Genomic DNA, 18,667 nt, shown 5'->3' on the forward strand with positions numbered 1-18,667 from the left:
TTAGAAGTTAAGATTGATACCGGCAGAAATCTGACGAGCATTTGGATAAGCACCGTAAGTGTTTCCGATTGAGTTAGCCTCAGGATCAATTCCGTTGTAATTGGTAAACGTTGCCAAGTTCAATCCTTGAACAAATAACGAAGCGCTTGCCATACCTATTTTGCTTGCTGCAGCTGAACCCAATGTATAATTTAGGGTCACTTGCTTCAATCTCACATATCCACCGTCACTCATCAAACGAGTAGAGAAAGTGTTAACATTTGAAGTACCTGGCTCTTGACCGCCTTCAAAAGGTCTACCTACAGTTGTGATATCGCCTGGCTGCTTCCAATATTCTAATTGATTCACTAGCAAGTTACCAGTTCCAGATCCCCAGTTTGCTAGGTTATATAAATCTGAATTGGTTGCAAAGTTACCGAACTGATACTGAAAGAATACTTCTAGTGTCAATGGACCATAAGAGAAGGTGTTAGAAAGACCACCATAGCTAGAAGGCAATGCACTTCCTCTATAATCTAATGTATTTTGGCCTGTCACATAAGTAAAGTTTCCTGTTCCAGTTCCATCATCATACATCGCTCTACCATTTGCAGGGTTAACTCCTAGGTATTGATTAGTATAGAAGAAAGAAATAGGTCTTCCAACGATTAAATCGTTACCAATTCGATCCAAGCCATCATACAAGGAAATAAGCTCATTTTCCAAGAACGTGATATTGAAGCCTGTGCTCCACTGGAATTTTCCAGCTACAATATTTACGGTCTGAATATCCAAGTCAATTCCTTGGTTTCTTACTTCACCTGTATTTCTTGTAATTGATCCAAATCCTGAATCAGTTGGAAGAGGCGTATTGAACAATAGATTTTTTGAATTTTTTCTCCAGAAATCTACCGTAGTGATGATACGACCGTTGAACAAAGTTGCATCCAAACCAAGGTTTATGGTTTCTGATTCTTCCCAAGTCAATAAATCGTTACCCAATTGGCTCAAATCTAATCCACCCTGACCCAAATACTGTCCTGATGAACCCACAAGTGTTCTTGAAGCAAAATTGGCAATATCAGAGTTACCAGTTACACCGTAAGATGCTCTAACTCTCAAGTTATCCAACCAAGTAACATCCTGAAGGAATGCCTCAGAAGAAAGTCTCCAACCTGCAGAAGCAGCGTAGAAGGTACCCCATCTGTTTTTCTCTCCAAATCTAGAGTGCCCATCTCTTCTAACAGTTACGTCAGCAGTGTAGCGATCATCGTAATCGTATTTCGCTTGGCCAAAGAAGCCTGCTCTTTTATATTCAGTGAATGAACTACCTACAGAGAATGGCACTGCAGCGTTGTTCAAGTAAATTAAAGTAGGATTAGGGAAACCTCTACCAGTTGCAGTTTGTAAATCAGACTGAGAACCTTTGTATTCAAAACCTAAGATACCAGATACGGTATGCACCTCATTAAATTTCCTGTTGAAATTAAAGTTGTGGTTGGTATTGAAGTTTGTATTTCTTCTGGCTGTGAAGGTAGAAGCTCCACCATAAGAAGAGAACACAGGAATTGTTGAAGGTCTGTTATTGATATCCGCATTATCTGAGAAATCAAGACCGAAATAAGAAGTCCAGCTTAACCATGGTGCGATTTGATAATTCAACTGAAGGTTAGAAACTGTTTGTACAGTTTTTCCGCTTCTTAATTCTTCAAATACCCCTTGTACGATGTTATAACCAAACAAGTGGTTAGAAGGATATCGAGCAAATTCACCATCCTCATCATATATTGGAACATTTGGACGAGCTGAAAAACCAGCTACGAATGGTCCATTCACGAAGTTACCTCTATCAATCGATCCATTTGTATTCTGAAAGGATAATGAAAGGTTAGCTGCTACAGTTAGATTTTTGTTTGGTCTATGTGTAACATTCAAACGACCAGTAGCTCTATTGTAATCAGACATTTCAATTTGACCTTCCTGCTTAGTGTAAGAACCCGAAAGGAAGAACGTAGTTTTTTCATCACCTCCAGAAATGGAAAGATCATAAACACTCAATCTACCTTGTCTGTAAAGCGCATCTAGCCAGTCATAACTTTGAAGATTTGGATCTTCAGGATTACCATAAGTAGCATCTGAACCTGAAGTAGCTAAACCACGGTTTTGATAAGCTACTCTTTTGATGCCAGCTAATTGAGAGGCATCCATCACATCATAAAGATTCAATGGCTGAACAATACCTTCTTGAACTGAAACTTTAACTTGAGACTTTCCTTTTTTTCCTTTTTTAGTATTGATCAAAACAACACCGTTTGCAGCTTGAGCTCCATAAATCGCAGCAGCGGCAGCATCCTTCAAAACTTCGATTGACTCGATGTCATTTGGGTTGATAGACGCAAGAGCGTTTTGAGAACCTTGACCAGAAAGACCACCGTTATTAACTTGAACACCATCCACAATGTAAAGTGGATCATTACCAGCGTTGATCGAACCAACACCTCTAATACGTACGTTCAAAGTACCTCCTGGCTGACCAGAAGTTGAAGTTACCTGAACACCAGCGATTCGACCTTGCATTGCACGGTCAAATGACTGTACAGGTAGGTTTTCGAATACCTCACCCTTTACAGATGAAATAGCACCTGTAATTTCTCTTTTTGACTGATCTCCGTAAGATGTAATTACGAATTCAGACAAAGCTTGAACATCTGGTTCCATAGCCACATCGATTGTGGTTCTGTTGCCAATTGTTACCTCTTGTGGTCTTAAGCCGACGAAGGTAAAGACCAAAACATTGCTTCCGGCAGGAACACTAATGGAATACTTGCCATCAAGATCTGTGGCTGTTCCAATCGTCGTTCCTTTTACCAGAACTGTTGCACCTGGCACTCCAAGGTTATCCTCATTGGAAATAACCGTACCAGTAATCACGCGGTTTTGGGCAAATGCAACAGCACTTCCCAACATCAGCATGAGTCCTAGAAGTAAAACTTTCCTCATATTTGGTTTGATTATGGTTTAAATTAGACTCAATGATATCCCTAAAAGCGGAATAACACAAAGGCTCTACCTTATAAAAATCTAAATAGTTTAAATCTTCATTTTTAGAAAAAATTGTATTAAAAACATAATCGAAATAAAATTTTGAATAAAAGGTTAATTCAAAATTTTATCAATTTTTAGAGGTGTTAATTTATTGTTAACAAAAGTTAATTTTATAGAAAAAAAATTCAAATCCTTGAAAAATATTTTTAGCACAGGTAAACAGTTGTTTATTTCTTTAAAAAACACAAGGACAAAATATTATTAAATCGAATGTGATTAAAGAGAATATTTTTTGTCAAATACTTATTATTTGTGATATAATTGACTGAATCAATTATGTATTTAAAAATGTTTCTATGTTAACAGTTTAATGAAAATTTATTAGTTGATCTCCTGGCTCCAATAATTAATCTTCTCTTAAGCTTATAAAACTTTAATCGTGATTCTTCGGTTTAAAGCCTGATTTTCGAGTGAAGTATTGGGGACCATCGGCTCAACATCTCCCTTTCCTTCAACCATAATTCTTGCCGGATGAAGACCTTCACCGACAAGATAATTTTTTACACTTTGAGCGCGCTGCAAACTCAACTGCAAATTATAAGATTGCCTACCGATATTATCTGTATGTCCTACAATTAGGATATTAACATTTGGGTTTTCTGTTAAAAACTTTAACAATCGCTTTAGTGAAGAGATCGATTCATTTTTGAGATCATACTTATCAAATTCAAAGAATACATTCTCAAAAACAAACTCCTCCCCCTTGGCTACTGGCACAAGCTCGATCTTCAAATCTTTTACATTTTGCAATTTATCTCGCTCTACATTGAATATTTTAGGAATAAAACCCTGTTTCTCGACATACAGTCCAGAAATCGCCTTATCGGGATAAAGCATGGTAAAATCACCTGTTTTACCATCTGATCTGAATTGATATAGTGTGCTATCATTGGTTAGAGATACTAATGACAGGGTTGCTTCGATTGGCTCCCCAGTTTTGGAGTTGAATACTTTTCCCTCAGTTACAGTTAAATTCTCGCCTAGGTAAATTTCTTTAGGGAATTTAAAGCGATAGAGCAGTGAGCGGTCCTTTTCACCTTCTTCACTAGTCAACTCAGTGAAGTATGCATAATCCTTCTGGGCTGTAATAAAAAGCGCTACTTGATCCAACTGATCATTGATTGGCAAACCGAGATTCTCCGGTTTTGTAAATTCGCCGTCCTCTACTCTTGATAGCAGTATATCCATGCCTCCAAATCCATCATGCCCATTGGAGGCGAAAAACAGGATTTCATTATTGAAAAACATAAACGGGCTAATCTCATCTTTTGGAGTATTGATCACGTTTCCGAGATTTTTGGCTTCTGCCCAGGATCCATCCTTTTGCAGGATACTATACCATATATCATTCCCTCCGAAACCTCCTTTTCGGTTGGATGAGAAAAACAAAATTCGACCATCTGCGGAAAGTGAAGGCTGAGAGTCCCAAGATCTGGAGTTAACTTTTTTACCCATGTTTTTAGGACTTTGCCACATGCCATTCTTTTTGTAAGCAATGTAGAGATCACAACTCCCTTCGGTATCCGGTGAATCACAAGAAGTGTAGATCAATACATTCCCGTCTGCTGTCACAGAGCAAGTCCCCTCATTATAGATGGAGTTAATCGTTTGAGAGATACTTGAAGGCTTTGTCCATTTTCCTTCCGGAGAAAGAAATGACATGTAAATATCCTCCTTATCTGTATTCTGAGTTCCATCTCTTTTAGTAAAAAGTATTTGCTCTCCATCCGCTGTCAGTACCGGGAAATATTGGAGTTTAAATTCATTCAAAGGATTACTAAGCATCTCTTTTTCGATGATCCTTGTATTGCCTATTTGGGTTTGAAGAAATTCCATCTTTGCTTTCATCTCGACATAATACATCGAGGACTTGAAAGAATCCTCCAGAATGGGATCTACCTCCATGAAGGTTTGATAGGCCTTAGCAAACTTACCTTGATTCAGATAGAGGTTTGAAAAGAGCCAGCCAAAATCAGCTGTATGTTTTTGAGTTGCATTTTTTCCATTGAGTCTGCTTTTACCAGCAAGGGCAACTTTCTCAGCCTCTTCTAACTTCCCTTGGGTAATTAGTAATTGGGCCTGCTTTAAGTAAGCCTCTAAAAATGAGCCCTCACGCTCAATCGCATCTTGGTACTTCTGTATTGCCTCATCATATCTTCGAGAAAGCGTGAGCTCTTCACCCTCCTTGTAGAATTTGATAGCCTTCGAATCAATAATGGAATAGCTCTGTGCCTGTGCAAAACACAGTGTTGCAAAAAAAAGAATTCCAAAGAAATTAAGGCGCATGGGTTTAGGGTATGGCCATAAATTTATGAGTTTGGAGGGATATTTTCCAAAAAGGTCGTTTTTTAACGTATTCGACGATTTCTGGAGTAAATTTTTCTGCTTTGCTCCACTCAGGTTGGAGACGAAGTTCACATTCGCTTCTTACCAGTTTGGCATGCTCCTCCGCAAAGGCGAAATCACTTTGATGGAAAACCACCACTTTCAATTCATCTGCAACTTCATAGATTGAAGAATGCGGTTTTTTGAATTTTTTCGGGGAAAAACAAACCCAATCAAAATCTCCTGAAAAGGGATGCGCACCGGAAGTTTCAATATTTGTAGTGAAGCCTTTTTCTTTCAAAAGCTTTGTTAGAGGATCCAGATCATACATCAAAGGTTCTCCACCTGTAATTACGACTAGTCTTCCAGGATAGCTACAAGCTTCCTCAACAATATTTTCAATTGGTAGAACTGGCCATTTTCCTGCTTCCCAGCTTTCCTTCACATCGCACCAGACGCAACCCACATCACAGCCTCCCAATCGGATAAAATATGCCGGATGCCCTGTAAATTTACCTTCGCCTTGTATCGTGTAAAAAGCTTCCATCAAGGGCAAGGAAGTGCCGGAAGCGACTTGTTGTTCGAGAGTCATTTGAATTTTTGGTAGAGCGGGTGATTCGACCGCTAGGTTGATTTATGCTGCAAAGGTAAGGCTTTGGATTGGAAAATTTTAGTATTGAAAAATTGGAAGACTAAATAAACCTCACAGGATTTGATAAAAATTGATCCTGAGGAAATTTTTCAATCTTCCAATTTTCAAATCATTTAATCCTTTTTCAAAGTAGGATACTTCACTCCCAACTGTTCCAAATAGGTATCATACTTCGTCTCATCGTAGTAGAACTTCTCTAAAAGTGGTCGATACTGATTCATAATTCCAGTATTCAAATAAATCGGAGGTGCATCATCAGCTGTAATCATCGGCTTATAAGTTTCCTCTTTTGTTTGGACATTTTTGAAATAATCCCATGCCTGATCTACCAATTCTGGCTGAAGCAAGAAATCCAAAATCGTCATCGCCTCAGCTTTCGCTCCAGCAGTCACTCCTTTATGTGCAATAGGCGTAGCCATTGCAATCGCATTGCTCCAATGGTGCCCTTGAAGTCCTGGGATATTGGAAGGAAATCTCAAGGTCACGGTAGGAACAACCCAAGACACATCACCGATATCATCCGACCCACCAGAAATAGGTTCTTTCACAGGAAGCCCAAGGGTATCCAATTTTGTAGCTAATCCTTCAATTTTCTTTGAACCCACTTCAGTTTGAACAGCCTTTGCCAGAGTTTGATCATCTTCAGACCAAGTAGGCAAACCAACCTTTAGAATATTAGCATACATTTTTTCCGCAATCACTTTATTAAAATGTCTTGGCCATGCTGTACCCAGGATTTTGGAAGTAACTTCTGTGTCGGTCATCAAAGCTGCACCTTCAGCCATCTTATTGGCAATTTCATACATTTCCATGATGCCGTCGTATTTCACATCCCTGAAATAATACCAAATTGAAGCTTTTGAAGGCACCACATTGGGCTGGTCTCCGGCATCAGTGAAAATAGAGTGCGAGCGCTTTAATGGATCCAAGTGCTCTCTTTTGTAATTCCATCCCACATTCATCAACTCTGCCGCGTCCAATGCACTTCTTCCTCGCCAAGGTGATCCTGCGGAATGTGCCGCTTCTCCTGAAAACGTATACTCCACGGAGATCAACCCTGTTCCTGAAGCCTGTCCATAGCTCACACCAAGATTATTGGCAACATGGGTGAATATGCAGATGTCCACGTCATCAAAAAGTCCGTCGCGAGTGTACCAAGCTTTGGCAGCGACCAACTCTTCGGCAATTCCTGGCCAAAGTATCAATGTGCCTCCTATATTCTCGCGCTCCATAATTTTTTTCACAGCCAACGCTGCCGTGATATTTAAAGGAATCCCCGCATTATGACCTTCCCCATGACCCGGTGCGCCTTCTACTATCGGCTTATGATATGCTACGCCGGGATACTGAGAAGCTTTAGGAATATTATCTACATCTGAACCAAGCGCAATCACTGGCCCTTCTCCATTTTTCCAAGTAGCAAACCAAGCAGTCGGAATTCCAGAAACGCCCATTTCAATGGTAAAACCATTTTCTTTTAAAATCCCGGTGAGATACTTAGATGATTCAACTTCCTGAAATCCAAGTTCTGCAAAGCTGAAAACCTTATCAACCATCACCTGACTTAATTTAGCGTCCTGTTCGACCAAAGTTGCCGCCTCTTGCTTGAGTGCTTCGATCTGCTTGGCGGACATTTTCTTTTGAGAATACGACTCTGTCGAAATCCCAAAAACTGCTACCGAAGTAGCAATCAATCCTATTATTAATGTTTTATTCATTTGATTGGTGGTTTTATTCGAGTGGAAAGTAAGAAAAAGCAACTTCTGATTGAAATTAAATTGACCAATGGAATAAAAGTTAGACCGATAGGAATTGGAGAATTGATTACCAAAGCCGCATGAATTTTCTATTTTTGCAGGCGTTTAGCTTAAAAATCATCAATAATTCAATCATGGCGGAGTACAATTTCAGGGAAATCGAACAAAAATGGCAGGCATACTGGGAAAAGAATCAAACTTATCTCGCCGAGCCAAATCCTGACAAACCTAAATTTTACACCTTAGACATGTTCCCTTACCCTTCCGGCGCAGGTCTTCATGTTGGCCATCCACTAGGATACATCGCTTCAGACATCATCGCAAGATTTAAGCGATTGAAGGGCTTCAATGTCCTTCATCCGATGGGATATGATTCTTTTGGTCTGCCTGCTGAGCAATATGCAATCCAGACTGGTCAGCATCCTGCTATTACTACCGAGCAAAACATCACCCGATACACAGAGCAATTAAAGAATATTGGCTTTGCTTTCGACTGGAGCAAGGAAGTACGTACCTCAGATCCATCCTATTACAAATGGACACAGTGGATCTTTATGCAGCTTTTCAATAGCTACTACGATCAGGATGCGGACAAAGCACTTTCTATTGATTCCTTGATCTCCCGATTTGAAAAAGAGGGAAATAAAAACGTCAAAGCTGTTTGCGATGATGAAACGCCTATTTTTTCCCATTTAGATTGGAAAGCTTTTACAGAAAAAGAAAAGCAGGAAATGCTGCTCAAGTACCGCTTGACTTTCTTGGCTGAGACTACCGTAAACTGGTGCGCTGCTTTGGGTACAGTACTTTCCAATGACGAAGTGAAAGACGGATTCTCTGAGCGAGGTGGTCACCCTGTGGAGCGAAAGAAAATGATGCAGTGGTCCATGCGAATCACTGCCTATGCGGATAGACTTTTGCAAGGCTTGGAAAAAGTAGATTGGTCCGAGCCAATCAAAGAAATGCAACGCAACTGGATTGGAAAATCCATCGGTGCGGAAGTGACTTTCCAAGTAAAGGATTCGGCTGAAACTATTAAAGTTTTTACAACCCGAGTAGATACAATTTTCGGAGTAACCTATTTAGCTTTGGCTCCAGAAAGTGATTTGGCAGCGGCACTCATCACCGAGGATCAGCGAGCCACAGCAGAAGCATATATCGAAGTCGCTAAAAACCGATCCGAGCGGGAGCGAATGAGCGATGTGAAGACCATTTCTGGAGCTTTCACAGGTTCCTATGCCATCAATCCTTTTAATGGCGAAGAAATCCAAATTTGGGTAGCAGATTACGTACTTGCCGGCTATGGAACTGGTGCCGTGATGGCTGTTCCGGCGCATGATGAGCGGGATTACAATTTTGCCAAGCATTTTGGTTTGGAAATCCGTCAAGTGATCGAAGGATCTATGGAAAATGGTTCTTTCCCTGGAAAGGGCGGATTGATCATCAATTCTGGATTCATCTCCAACCTTTACATGAAGGACGCGATGATTAAAGCCATTGAATTTTTGGAAGAAAAAGGAATCGGAAAAGGAAAGATTCAATTCCGTATGCGCGATGCCATTTTTACTCGTCAGCGCTATTGGGGCGAACCGCTTCCCGTCTATTTCAAGGATGGATTACCTTATTTGATCGAAGAAAAAGATTTGCCTTTGGTTTTACCGGAGGTAGATAAATACTTGCCAACCGAGGATGGAGCGCCTCCACTCGGCCGTGCCAAAGACTGGACTTACAGGACTTCAGAAGGTGAGTTTCCGTTGGAAATGAGCACCATGCCTGGCTGGGCCGGATCAAGCTGGTATTTCTTCAGATATATGGACCCTAAAAATGACACTGAGTTTGTGGACAAAGCAAAAGCAGACTATTGGGGAGCCGTGGACTTATATATCGGAGGTTCTGAGCATGCTACAGGTCACTTACTCTATTCCAGATTCTGGACCAAATTCTTATTTGATCTTGGAGTTGTTTCGATCGATGAGCCTTTCCAAAAAATGATCAACCAAGGAATGATTCAGGGTAGATCTAATTTTGTATACCGAATCAAGGGTGAAAATAAATTCGTCAGCTTAGGCTTGAAAGACCAGTATGACACTTCCGCTATGCATGTGGATGTGAATATTGTCTATAATGATCAGCTCAATCTGGATAAATTCAAAGCTTGGAGACCTGACTTGGCAGATGCGGAATTCATCCTGGAAGACGGTAAATATTACTGTGGGTCTGAGGTGGAAAAAATGTCCAAATCCAAGTATAACGTGGTCAATCCAGATGATATCATCGAACGCTACGGGGCAGACACACTTCGATCTTATGAGATGTTCTTGGGACCTTTGGAGCAGTTCAAACCTTGGAACACGAACGGAATTGATGGGGTTTTCAAGTTTTTGAGAAAGCTTTGGAACCTGTACCACACTCCTACCGGAGAATTCCAAGTTTCTGATGAAACACCAACCAAGGCCGAGTTGAAAGCCCTTCACAAAGCAATCAAGAAGATGGAAGAAGATATGGAAAATCATTCCTTCAACACTTCGGTGTCCAGCTTTATGATTTGTGTAAATGAATTGACTGCTCTGAAATCTAACAAAAGAGGAATTCTTGAGCCTTTAGCTGTTTTGGTTTCGCCCTATGCGCCACATATTGCAGAAGAACTTTGGAGCTTATTGGGACATTCGACCTCCATCACTTCGGCCACTTTCCCGGAGTTCAAGGAAGAATACTTGATTGAAAGCAATTTTGAATATCCTGTGATGATCAATGGAAAAATGCGGGCGAAATTGAATCTTCCACTTTCCCTTACTGTACCGGAAATCGAAAAAGAAGCTATGGCTGATGAAACAGTTCAAAAATGGCTGGAAGGCAAAGCACCCAAAAAGGTGATTATTGTCCCGGGTAAGATTGTGAATCTGGTGATCTAAGCACTTTAAACGCTTAAAAATGAATGGGCCAAAGGGAATTCTTTTGGCCTATTTTTTTTCTAGTCCCCTCGGGACGGCTGATTAATTTGCCAGAGGTTTTAACCTCTGGACCCCATAAATCATAAAAATTACTAAGTCCCATAGGGACGACCCATATTTATTCCATTTCTTTAAAAAGATATTCGGGCAAAAAATCAACCTTATGTGCTTTTAGCATGAGAAGATATTCTTCATGAAATGTCATTTTTGAATGATGCTTCTCCTGATTCTTAACATATTCAAAAACATTTTTAATTTCTTTCTCACTGTAAGTAAATACCCCAAAACCAGATTGCCATTCAAATCTGTGAGATAGATAATTGGTTTCATTTAGCCATTTAGAAGACTTACTTTTCGCTACTTTGACGATATCAGAGATCGAATTCTTCGGGAAAAACCGAAAAAGACAGTGAACGTGATCTTCGACTCCATTAACAAGCAAAAGTTCACCACCAGCTTCCTTTATCAAGTTTCCAATTACTGAGAACAACTCACTTTTGAATGAATTTTCGATTCTCGCATTTCTGTACTTGACCGCAAAAACGACCTGACAATACATTTTGGAATACGTATTAGGCATAGATAAAATGGTTAACAAACTACAATTTAGACTAAATCGTCCATGCCTATGGCATTTCTCCCAAGCTTTGATACTATTTTCCCAGCCATTAAAATGGCTGGTTAAGCTATCGGACATGCCTACGGCATTTTAACTTAGGTATATTGAGAACCGTTTGAAAGAACCCTATCCTTTCTGCTTTTTAGTGATTAAACCTATATTTGATCTATGAATCTCCACGAGAAAAATAGCGAAGCCATAAAGACTCTTTGTGAAAAACACAAAGTGGTGAAGCTTTATGCTTTTGGTTCGGTGCTCACCTCAGATTTCAATGAAGAGGTATATACAATCGGAAAATTTCTTTTCGGAATCCTAGAAAAAACTTTTCAAGTAGAGGGGAAATGATCATCTACACCTTTCCCGTACGAACTGCCTTTATCGACCGTGACGTGGAGATGATTGCTCCCGAATTTGAATTGAAAACGCTGGAATTCACCCAAAGTCCAGCAAAGCTTCCTTTTTATTTTATTCTACAGTTTTTTCAACTGCTTTGGTATCTACCAAAAACTACCCAATACCTCTGCTTTTTTGGAGGCTATCATTCCGTTTTACCGGCTTGGTTTGGAAAGGTTTTTGGAAAAAGATGCCTCATTCAAGCAGGAGGCACAGATTGCATGAATATGCCCGAAATCAATTATGGCAACTTCAGAAAGAAATGGCTCCGAAAAGCAAATGTCTATTCCTTCAAAAACTGCAGCTTAATACTTCCTGTTGCTCAAGCTCTAGTCAAGCAGGATTATCAATTCGATCCGAGGATTTCTTCCAAGCAAGGATTGCTCAATCTGATCCCTGATCTTACCACTCCGATTCAAGTGATTCCAAATGGATTTGACACGGATTTTTGGAAAGATTTAGAAAAAAAGCGAAACCCTTTCAGCTTTATCTCAGTCGCTACTGGCACTTCCAACCCCGCACGAGCCCAAGTCAAAGGCTATGATTTGATCGAGCAGTTGGCAGCGAATCATCCTGACTGGACATTTACTTTAGCAGGAGATCCGAATTACATTTCCCAAAATCAAAATGTGGAAATTCTAGGGAAGCAAAGTAACACTGAACTTTTGGCGCTTTACAATTCCCATCAATTTTACCTTCAGCTCTCTACCTCGGAGGGTTTTCCAAATGCCCTCGGAGAAGCTATGGCTTGCGGCTGCATTCCCATCGGATCGGCAGTTGGGGCTATTTCTGAAATCATAGAAGATACGGAATTTGTCTTGAGACGAAAAGACTCTATCCTTTTAGAATCTTTGATTCAGAAAATATTGGCAAAGGATTTTATAAACTTATCCAAAAAAAGTCAGCAAAGAATCACTAACCACTTCAATTTCGGTCAAAGAAAAAAGGCCCTTTTAAAGGCCTTGGACATTTATTAATTCAGCAATTCGATCTGATTTCGATTAACCCTAACCCTACCTCTTTGCTCTAATTTCTTAAGTAATCGAGTGATGACTTCTCTACTTGAGTTAAGCTCCTGAGCGATTTGATAATGTGTTTTCTGGATAAATGGGGTATTTCCTGCTACGGAATTTTTCTCTAGGTATTCCAACAGGCGTTCATCCATTCTGTGAAAAGCTATTCCATCCACTACTTTGAGCAATTCCTCAAAACGATCCTGATAAGTATCCATCACGAAGTAGTACCATGACTTGTATTTAGGCATCCAAAGGTCAAGTTTGGCGATGGGAACAACAATGAAAGTTGTCTCCTCTTCGGGGAAAGCCTTGATCTTGGAATATCCTTCACGCGCAGAACAAATCATAGTAATAGCGCATGCTTCACCTGGACCCAGGTAATACATGAATAACTCGTTATCGTCTTCGTCTTCTCTGAAAACTTTCACACAACCAGAAACTATAAGCGGAATAATCTCAACTTTCTGCCCTATATCCATCATCAATGTGTCAGCTGGCAAATTCATTAAGCTCGCACTTTGAATTATTTCCTCTTTCAATTCCTTTTCAAAATGAGGAAAACAATTCTCCAAGTGAGTGGCTATACTCTTTTTCTTATTGAACATGGTGATTAGTTTTGTTAGGGTGACATCAATCACTGAAACATATTTATGGAAAGCTATTTTTGGTAAAGTTTGTTCCAAATGAGAAATCCCTCAAGATGAAACCCTAGATTAATTTATTGTTTCTGAAAGGAATGGGATTAATGTTTTTGTTCCGTATTCTAACCCGAACATCAGGTTTTCCCGAAAGGTTTTGGTTTCGACACGCACAAACTCACAAAGATCCTCCTTGGTTTGACCATCATTATTTCCAGCTTATTTATTTACAGAAAACCACAAAAATCCACGCCAAAAATTGGGATGCTGGACATAATTTAAAATCACACAAAATGGAAACCGAAATTTTAGCTAGAATCCAGTTTGCCTTCACCATCGCATTTCATTACATCTACCCTCCATTGAGTATTGGTTTGGGATTAATTATGGTATTTATGGAAGGCATGTACCTAAAGACTGGAAACAAACAATACGAGGTTTTAACTCGCTTTTGGTTGAAAATCTTTGCAATTACCTTTGGTATAGGAGTAGCTACAGGTATTATTATGGAGTTTGAATTTGGCACGAACTGGGCTGTGTATTCCAGGTATGTTGGGGATATTTTTGGGAGTGCATTAGCGGCCGAGGGTTTATTTGCATTTGGATTAGAGAGTGCCTTTCTTGGAATTCTGTTATTTGGTTGGAACAGGGTTTCGACTAAAGTGCATTTTATTTCTACTATTGGAGTGTTTTTAGGTTCAATGTTCTCAGCAGTATGGATCGTTGTCGCTAACAGCTGGCAGCAGACTCCTGCTGGATATCATATTGTAGGGGAAGGCTTTAACGCAAGAGCAGAAGTTACAGATTTCTGGGCGATGGTTTTCAACCCGTCTAGTGTAGATAGAATTATACACGTCTGGCAAGGTGCATTATTAGCTGGTGCTTTTTTGGTTTTAAGTGTTCACGCCTATTATCTTCTCAACGGACGATATGTGGAGATTTCAAAAAAAGCATTTAAAATAGCTCTCGGAATAGCTACAATTTTCTCCTTGACCCAATTACTTTCTGGCCATAGTTCTGCTGATGGTGTAGCTGTAAATCAACCTGCTAAACTAGCAGCTATGGAGGGTCATTATGAAGTGTCAGCGCCTGCTGATTTATACTTATTTGGTTGGGTAAATAACCAAACGCAAGAAGTAACTGGATTGAAATTACCAGGTGGTCTGTCTTTTTTAGTGCACCAAGATTTTAAAGAGCCTATTACAGGTTTGAATGCATTCCCAAAAGATGAAAGACCAGGACAAGTAAATGCCGTGTTTCAATTTTACCATATCATGATTTCTATAGGTATGTTTCTAATAGCACTCACTCTATATGCAAGTTTCTTATGGTGGCGCGGCAACTTGTTCGAAAAGAAATGGCTGTTAAAAATATTTGCCTTTTCTGTCCTTCTACCACAAATCGCAAATCAAGCAGGTTGGTTTGCAGCAGAAATGGGAAGACAACCTTGGATTGTTTATGGGCACTTAAGAACAAGTGAAGGCTTCTCTCAGGAAGTGTCGTCTAATCAGATATTATTTTCATTAATCATGTTCTTTATTGTCTACACCATATTATTCCTTTTATTTCTTTATTCTGTAAATAAAAAGATAAAACAAGGTCCTTATGATGAGACAAAAGCTCCGAATGAATTTTTAAAATTCGTTTAAACATTGAACTATGGAAACTATTTTAGGATTGGATTACCCAACACTTTGGTACTTAGTAGTAGGCTTATTATTTTCAGGCTATGCTATTTTAGAAGGGTTTGATTATGGTGCTGGAGCTTGGCATCTGTTTTTTAAAAAGGATTTAAGTAGGCGTATAGCAATAAACGCAATTGGTCCTTTGTGGGACGCTAATCAAGTGTGGCTTATTATTGGGGGAGGCGCATTATTTGCTGGCTTCCCTGTCATGTACGCTACATTGCTGTCCTCTATGTATATACCGTTTATGCTATTCTTAATGCTACTAGTCTTAAGATCTTCCGCAATAAAATTCAGAAGTGCAGAAGAAATGATATGGTGGCGAAAGACTTGGGATATCATTTACTTCGCATCTAACACTTTAATATCCTTTTTATTAGGTGTGGTTTTAGCTAATGTTTTACAAGGGTTGGAAATAGGTGAAAACTACAGCTACAAAGGCGGTATGTTCTTCTCATTTTTAAACCCCTATGCGATAATGGTAGGGTTAACCAGCTTATCACTATTTATGACACAAGGTGCTATTTTTTTATTGCTAAAAACTGAAGGTCGTTTATATGCGAGATTGACCTTTTTATTGAAGAAGAGCATGATATTTTTCCTTGTAAGCTTTGCAGCGACTTCCTTGTACACGCTGGTGTTTTTAGCAGGTGTCACTGATAAATTCAGAGAGTTTCCTGTGTTTTTCGTGATTCCGGTGTTGGCATTTTTAGCTGTTGCAAACATTCCCAGGTTGGTATCGAAAAAGAAATACGTTTATGCCCTAATCTTCTCATCATTGACGATGGCGTTTTTATTAATGCTGGTTGCATTTCAGTTATATCCTGTATTGTTACCTTCAAAAATATCCCCCGAATATAGTGTTACTATTTACAATGCTGCATCATCTCAGAAATCCTTGGGAATTATGTTGACTATAGTGGCTATTGGGTCTCCTTTATTAGCGGGCTATTTTTTGTTTCTGTATAGGACATTCCACGGAAAAGTGAAGTTAGATGACACGAGTTATTGAAAGAAAAATTTATAAGAAAATTGATATTAAAAAATTTGATTATCCACTTTCTTACCAGTCGCTTGATTTAACGGCATAAAAGTCCGATTGAAGTTCAATTTTAACAAACTTCGGTCTTCGGTAAACTGTCTTCCAGCCCAAAAATCAAATGAAATTTCCCTACTGGCATCATTGCGGATAATCATATTAAAAAAATTATTTATCGTTTCAATTTACTACTAGAGCATTACCTTTGTAATACATCCGTGAAAGCCCTTTTTTACATATCGCTGAGTGCATTGCTAATCATGAATAGCATGATCTATTCTGTGATTCAGATGAATTTCACGATCAATCAGGCCTACATCATTGATAATTTTTGTGTGAATACAGATCGTCCTGAGCTAAAATGCGATGGTAAGTGCTTTCTGGCAGATCAGTTCAAAGCTCAAAAAGAAAGACAAGAATCTACCCCAGCTTTTACATTTAACCAAGACTTCGGAGTTTACATCCCTAATACCCCCTTTGAGTATGCTCCCCTTGTGAACATTCAAAAATCAATTGAACACTCGAGTTTTTACAAGAATCAATTTTTAAACTTCGGAAATACAGAAATCGACCATCCTCCTCAAGGATAATTCTCAGCCTTTTTTACGATTTCTAATTTCAATTTACAATCATGCAAATACATCATCCACTTCGGTGGGGATTGATCTGTATGCTTGGGTTTTTCTCCTGCAATTCAGAGGAAGTGCCTGTCACAGGTCCTACCGCATTGAGTTTGGAGGCTCCGGATTATTTTCCGCAAGATCAACCAATGCCTGCCAGCAATCCTCTTACCGAAGAAGGTGTGCTGCTCGGTCGGATGCTTTTTTATGAAAAAAAGCTTTCACTCGATGGCAGCATCTCCTGTGCGTCCTGTCATCAGCAGGAAAAAGGTTTCAGTGATGGCCTTGCTGTGAGTCCGGGTGTCGGTGGCACGCTCGGAGACGTGAGCGCCATGGCCTTGGTAAATCTACACTGGCAAACAAAATTCTTCTGGAACGGAAGAGAAAGTAGCTTGGAAAGTCAGGCTATAGATCCTATCTCTAATCCGATAGAAATGAATTTGCCAATAGATGAAGCCGTAAATCGACTTCAATCCGATTCGAAATATCCAGAGTTGTTTTTTGCTGCATTTGGCAGTAATCAGATCACTCCGGAATTGATCGGCAAGGCTATTTCCCAGTTTGAGCGGACTTTGATTTCTGCAAACTCCAAATTTGATCGCTGGATCAGGAATGAAATTGAGCTAAGTCCAGAAGAGAAGCTTGGCTTAGAGCTCTTTTTCACTCATCCCGAACCTGGCATACAGCTGCGTGGTGGGAATTGTGGAGACTGTCATTTAGGTTTTCTGACCTCTGGTGATCCAAATGGTTTTGCCGGATTCCATAACAATGGATTGGATGATGATTCCAAACTCAAACAGGGACTGGAAAAAGTAACCGGAAACCCATTTGACAAAGGGAAATTCAAAGCGCCTTCACTGCGGAATATCGCTCTTACTGCTCCTTATATGCACGATGGGAGATTTAAAACGCTGGAGGCTGTTCTGGATCACTACAATGAGCACATCCAAAACAGCGGCACTTTGGATGTATTAATTCTTGAAGCAAGCAATGAACTGCATGATGCTTCGGAACCAGTCAAACTTAAACTTAGCGAGGAAGAGAAAAAAGCCATTATCGCTTTCCTCCACACACTTACAGACAATCAATTTGTAACCAACGAAAAATTTTCTAACCCCTTTAGATAAAAAAAAATGAAACTATTTAACTATACAGTTTTAGCATTAGTGATTGGATTTTCATCCTGTAATAATGACGATGAGATACCTGAAATGATGACTACGGCCATCCAATTCGAAAATACTTTGAATGGAAAAGACTTAGTGCTCAACTCAAGCACATTCACTCTTCCTTCCGGTGAAGCTTTCACTCCGAAAAAATTCAAATACTACATCTCAAATGTAGCTTTAATCAATTCAAAAACCGGAATAGAATACCTTGAACCGGACAGTTATCATCTGATCAATTCTGAAACAAACATCGGAATTGATTTGGGAATGATTCCTTCTTCCAATTATGATCAAATTCGATTTTCTATAGGAGTAGATGCGGAAGCCAATGCGAAGACAGATCAAACCGGAGACTTGGACCCAAATTCTGATATGGCTTGGAGCTGGAATTCCGGATATAAATTCGTGCTATTGGAGGGAGAGTTTGTCCATGCTCAGACAAAAGAGCGAACAGGTTTGGTACTCCACATTGGGAGAAATCAAAATTACAAGACCATCACCCAGCCAATTTCAGGAATTCAAGCTGGGAAGCCTGCTATTATTACGCTGACTACCAAGGTGGATGAGTTATTCCTGAACCCAAATGCACTAAAGGTAAGCGAGCTGCCAAGCACCACTATTATGGGAGGTGAACTTGCCGACAGGATCGGTGAAAACTATGCTGAGGGATTCGTTTCTATCAAGTAATTCTAATGCCCGGGGATCAAACCCCGGGCTTAATT

The 18,667-nt window shown here is 39.7% G+C and carries 14 protein-coding genes; 8 read left to right on the forward strand and 6 right to left on the reverse strand.

The features are described from left to right. From BVC88_RS04495 to BVC88_RS04510, 4 genes are all read right to left on the reverse strand, one after another. The gene (locus tag BVC88_RS04495) at positions 1-2,979 is read right to left on the reverse strand and encodes a SusC/RagA family TonB-linked outer membrane protein (protein WP_075349475.1); all 2,979 of its coding nucleotides are present in this window, start codon (positions 2,977-2,979) and stop codon (positions 1-3) included. Positions 2,980-3,447: 468 nt separating this feature from the next. Beyond that, a complete protein-coding gene (locus BVC88_RS04500; protein ID WP_075349476.1) occupies positions 3,448-5,370 on the reverse strand; it encodes an OmpA family protein in 1,923 nt (640 codons plus the stop codon). Between the two features lie 4 nt (positions 5,371-5,374). Further along, positions 5,375-6,001: a 7-carboxy-7-deazaguanine synthase QueE gene (locus tag BVC88_RS04505; RefSeq protein WP_075349477.1), complete on the reverse strand. Its 627-nt coding sequence runs from the start codon at positions 5,999-6,001 to the stop codon at positions 5,375-5,377. 173 nt (positions 6,002-6,174) lie between these two features. Continuing rightward, positions 6,175-7,779: an amidohydrolase gene (locus BVC88_RS04510; RefSeq protein WP_075349478.1), complete on the reverse strand. Its 1,605-nt coding sequence runs from the start codon at positions 7,777-7,779 to the stop codon at positions 6,175-6,177. Between the two features lie 173 nt (positions 7,780-7,952). Between BVC88_RS04510 and leuS the strand changes: the two genes are divergently transcribed. Then, the gene (gene leuS / locus BVC88_RS04515) at positions 7,953-10,727 is read left to right on the forward strand and encodes a leucine--tRNA ligase (protein WP_075349877.1); all 2,775 of its coding nucleotides are present in this window, start codon (positions 7,953-7,955) and stop codon (positions 10,725-10,727) included. 157 nt (positions 10,728-10,884) lie between these two features. On the opposite strand, the gene tnpA is transcribed toward leuS, so the two are convergent. Continuing rightward, positions 10,885-11,463, reverse strand: a complete 579-nt coding sequence (tnpA, locus tag BVC88_RS04520; protein ID WP_245803594.1) for an IS200/IS605 family transposase — start codon at positions 11,461-11,463, stop codon at positions 10,885-10,887. A 90-nt stretch (positions 11,464-11,553) separates the two neighbouring features. On the opposite strand from tnpA, the gene BVC88_RS21285 reads away from it, so the two are divergent. Both BVC88_RS21285 and BVC88_RS04525 read left to right on the forward strand, forming a co-directional pair. Beyond that, positions 11,554-11,730: a hypothetical protein gene (locus BVC88_RS21285; protein WP_175574374.1), complete on the forward strand. Its 177-nt coding sequence runs from the start codon at positions 11,554-11,556 to the stop codon at positions 11,728-11,730. Further along, positions 11,727-12,755: a glycosyltransferase family 4 protein gene (locus BVC88_RS04525; RefSeq protein WP_075349480.1), complete on the forward strand. Its 1,029-nt coding sequence runs from the start codon at positions 11,727-11,729 to the stop codon at positions 12,753-12,755. Before BVC88_RS21285 ends, BVC88_RS04525 begins: the two co-directional genes overlap by 4 nt. Here the strand turns inward: BVC88_RS04525 and BVC88_RS04530 are convergent. Further along, a complete protein-coding gene (locus BVC88_RS04530; protein ID WP_075349878.1) occupies positions 12,752-13,399 on the reverse strand; it encodes a Crp/Fnr family transcriptional regulator in 648 nt (215 codons plus the stop codon). The genes BVC88_RS04525 and BVC88_RS04530 overlap by 4 nt on opposite strands. A gap of 116 nt (positions 13,400-13,515) precedes the next feature. Between BVC88_RS04530 and BVC88_RS04535 the strand changes: the two genes are divergently transcribed. The 5 genes from BVC88_RS04535 to BVC88_RS04555 all read left to right on the forward strand — a co-directional run bounded on the left by BVC88_RS04535 (position 13,516) and on the right by BVC88_RS04555 (position 18,632). Continuing rightward, positions 13,516-15,081, forward strand: coding sequence for a cytochrome ubiquinol oxidase subunit I (locus BVC88_RS04535; RefSeq protein WP_317044960.1), 1,566 nt, complete (start codon positions 13,516-13,518; stop codon positions 15,079-15,081). 10 nt (positions 15,082-15,091) lie between these two features. Further along, on the forward strand, positions 15,092-16,129 hold the full coding sequence (gene cydB, locus BVC88_RS04540; RefSeq protein WP_075349481.1) for a cytochrome d ubiquinol oxidase subunit II: 1,038 nt from the start codon (positions 15,092-15,094) through the stop codon (positions 16,127-16,129). Positions 16,130-16,416: 287 nt separating this feature from the next. Further along, entirely contained in the window at positions 16,417-16,746 is a 330-nt protein-coding gene (locus BVC88_RS04545) for a hypothetical protein (protein ID WP_075349482.1), read from the forward strand. 41 nt (positions 16,747-16,787) lie between these two features. Beyond that, entirely contained in the window at positions 16,788-17,903 is a 1,116-nt protein-coding gene (locus BVC88_RS04550; RefSeq protein WP_075349483.1) for a cytochrome-c peroxidase, read from the forward strand. Between the two features lie 6 nt (positions 17,904-17,909). After that, the gene (locus tag BVC88_RS04555; RefSeq protein WP_075349484.1) at positions 17,910-18,632 is read left to right on the forward strand and encodes an MbnP family protein; all 723 of its coding nucleotides are present in this window, start codon (positions 17,910-17,912) and stop codon (positions 18,630-18,632) included. Positions 18,633-18,667: the final 35 nt, after the last annotated feature.

The sequence above is a fragment of the Algoriphagus marinus genome, from assembly GCF_001936475.1.
In the GTDB taxonomy this organism is placed as follows: domain Bacteria; phylum Bacteroidota; class Bacteroidia; order Cytophagales; family Cyclobacteriaceae; genus Algoriphagus; species Algoriphagus marinus.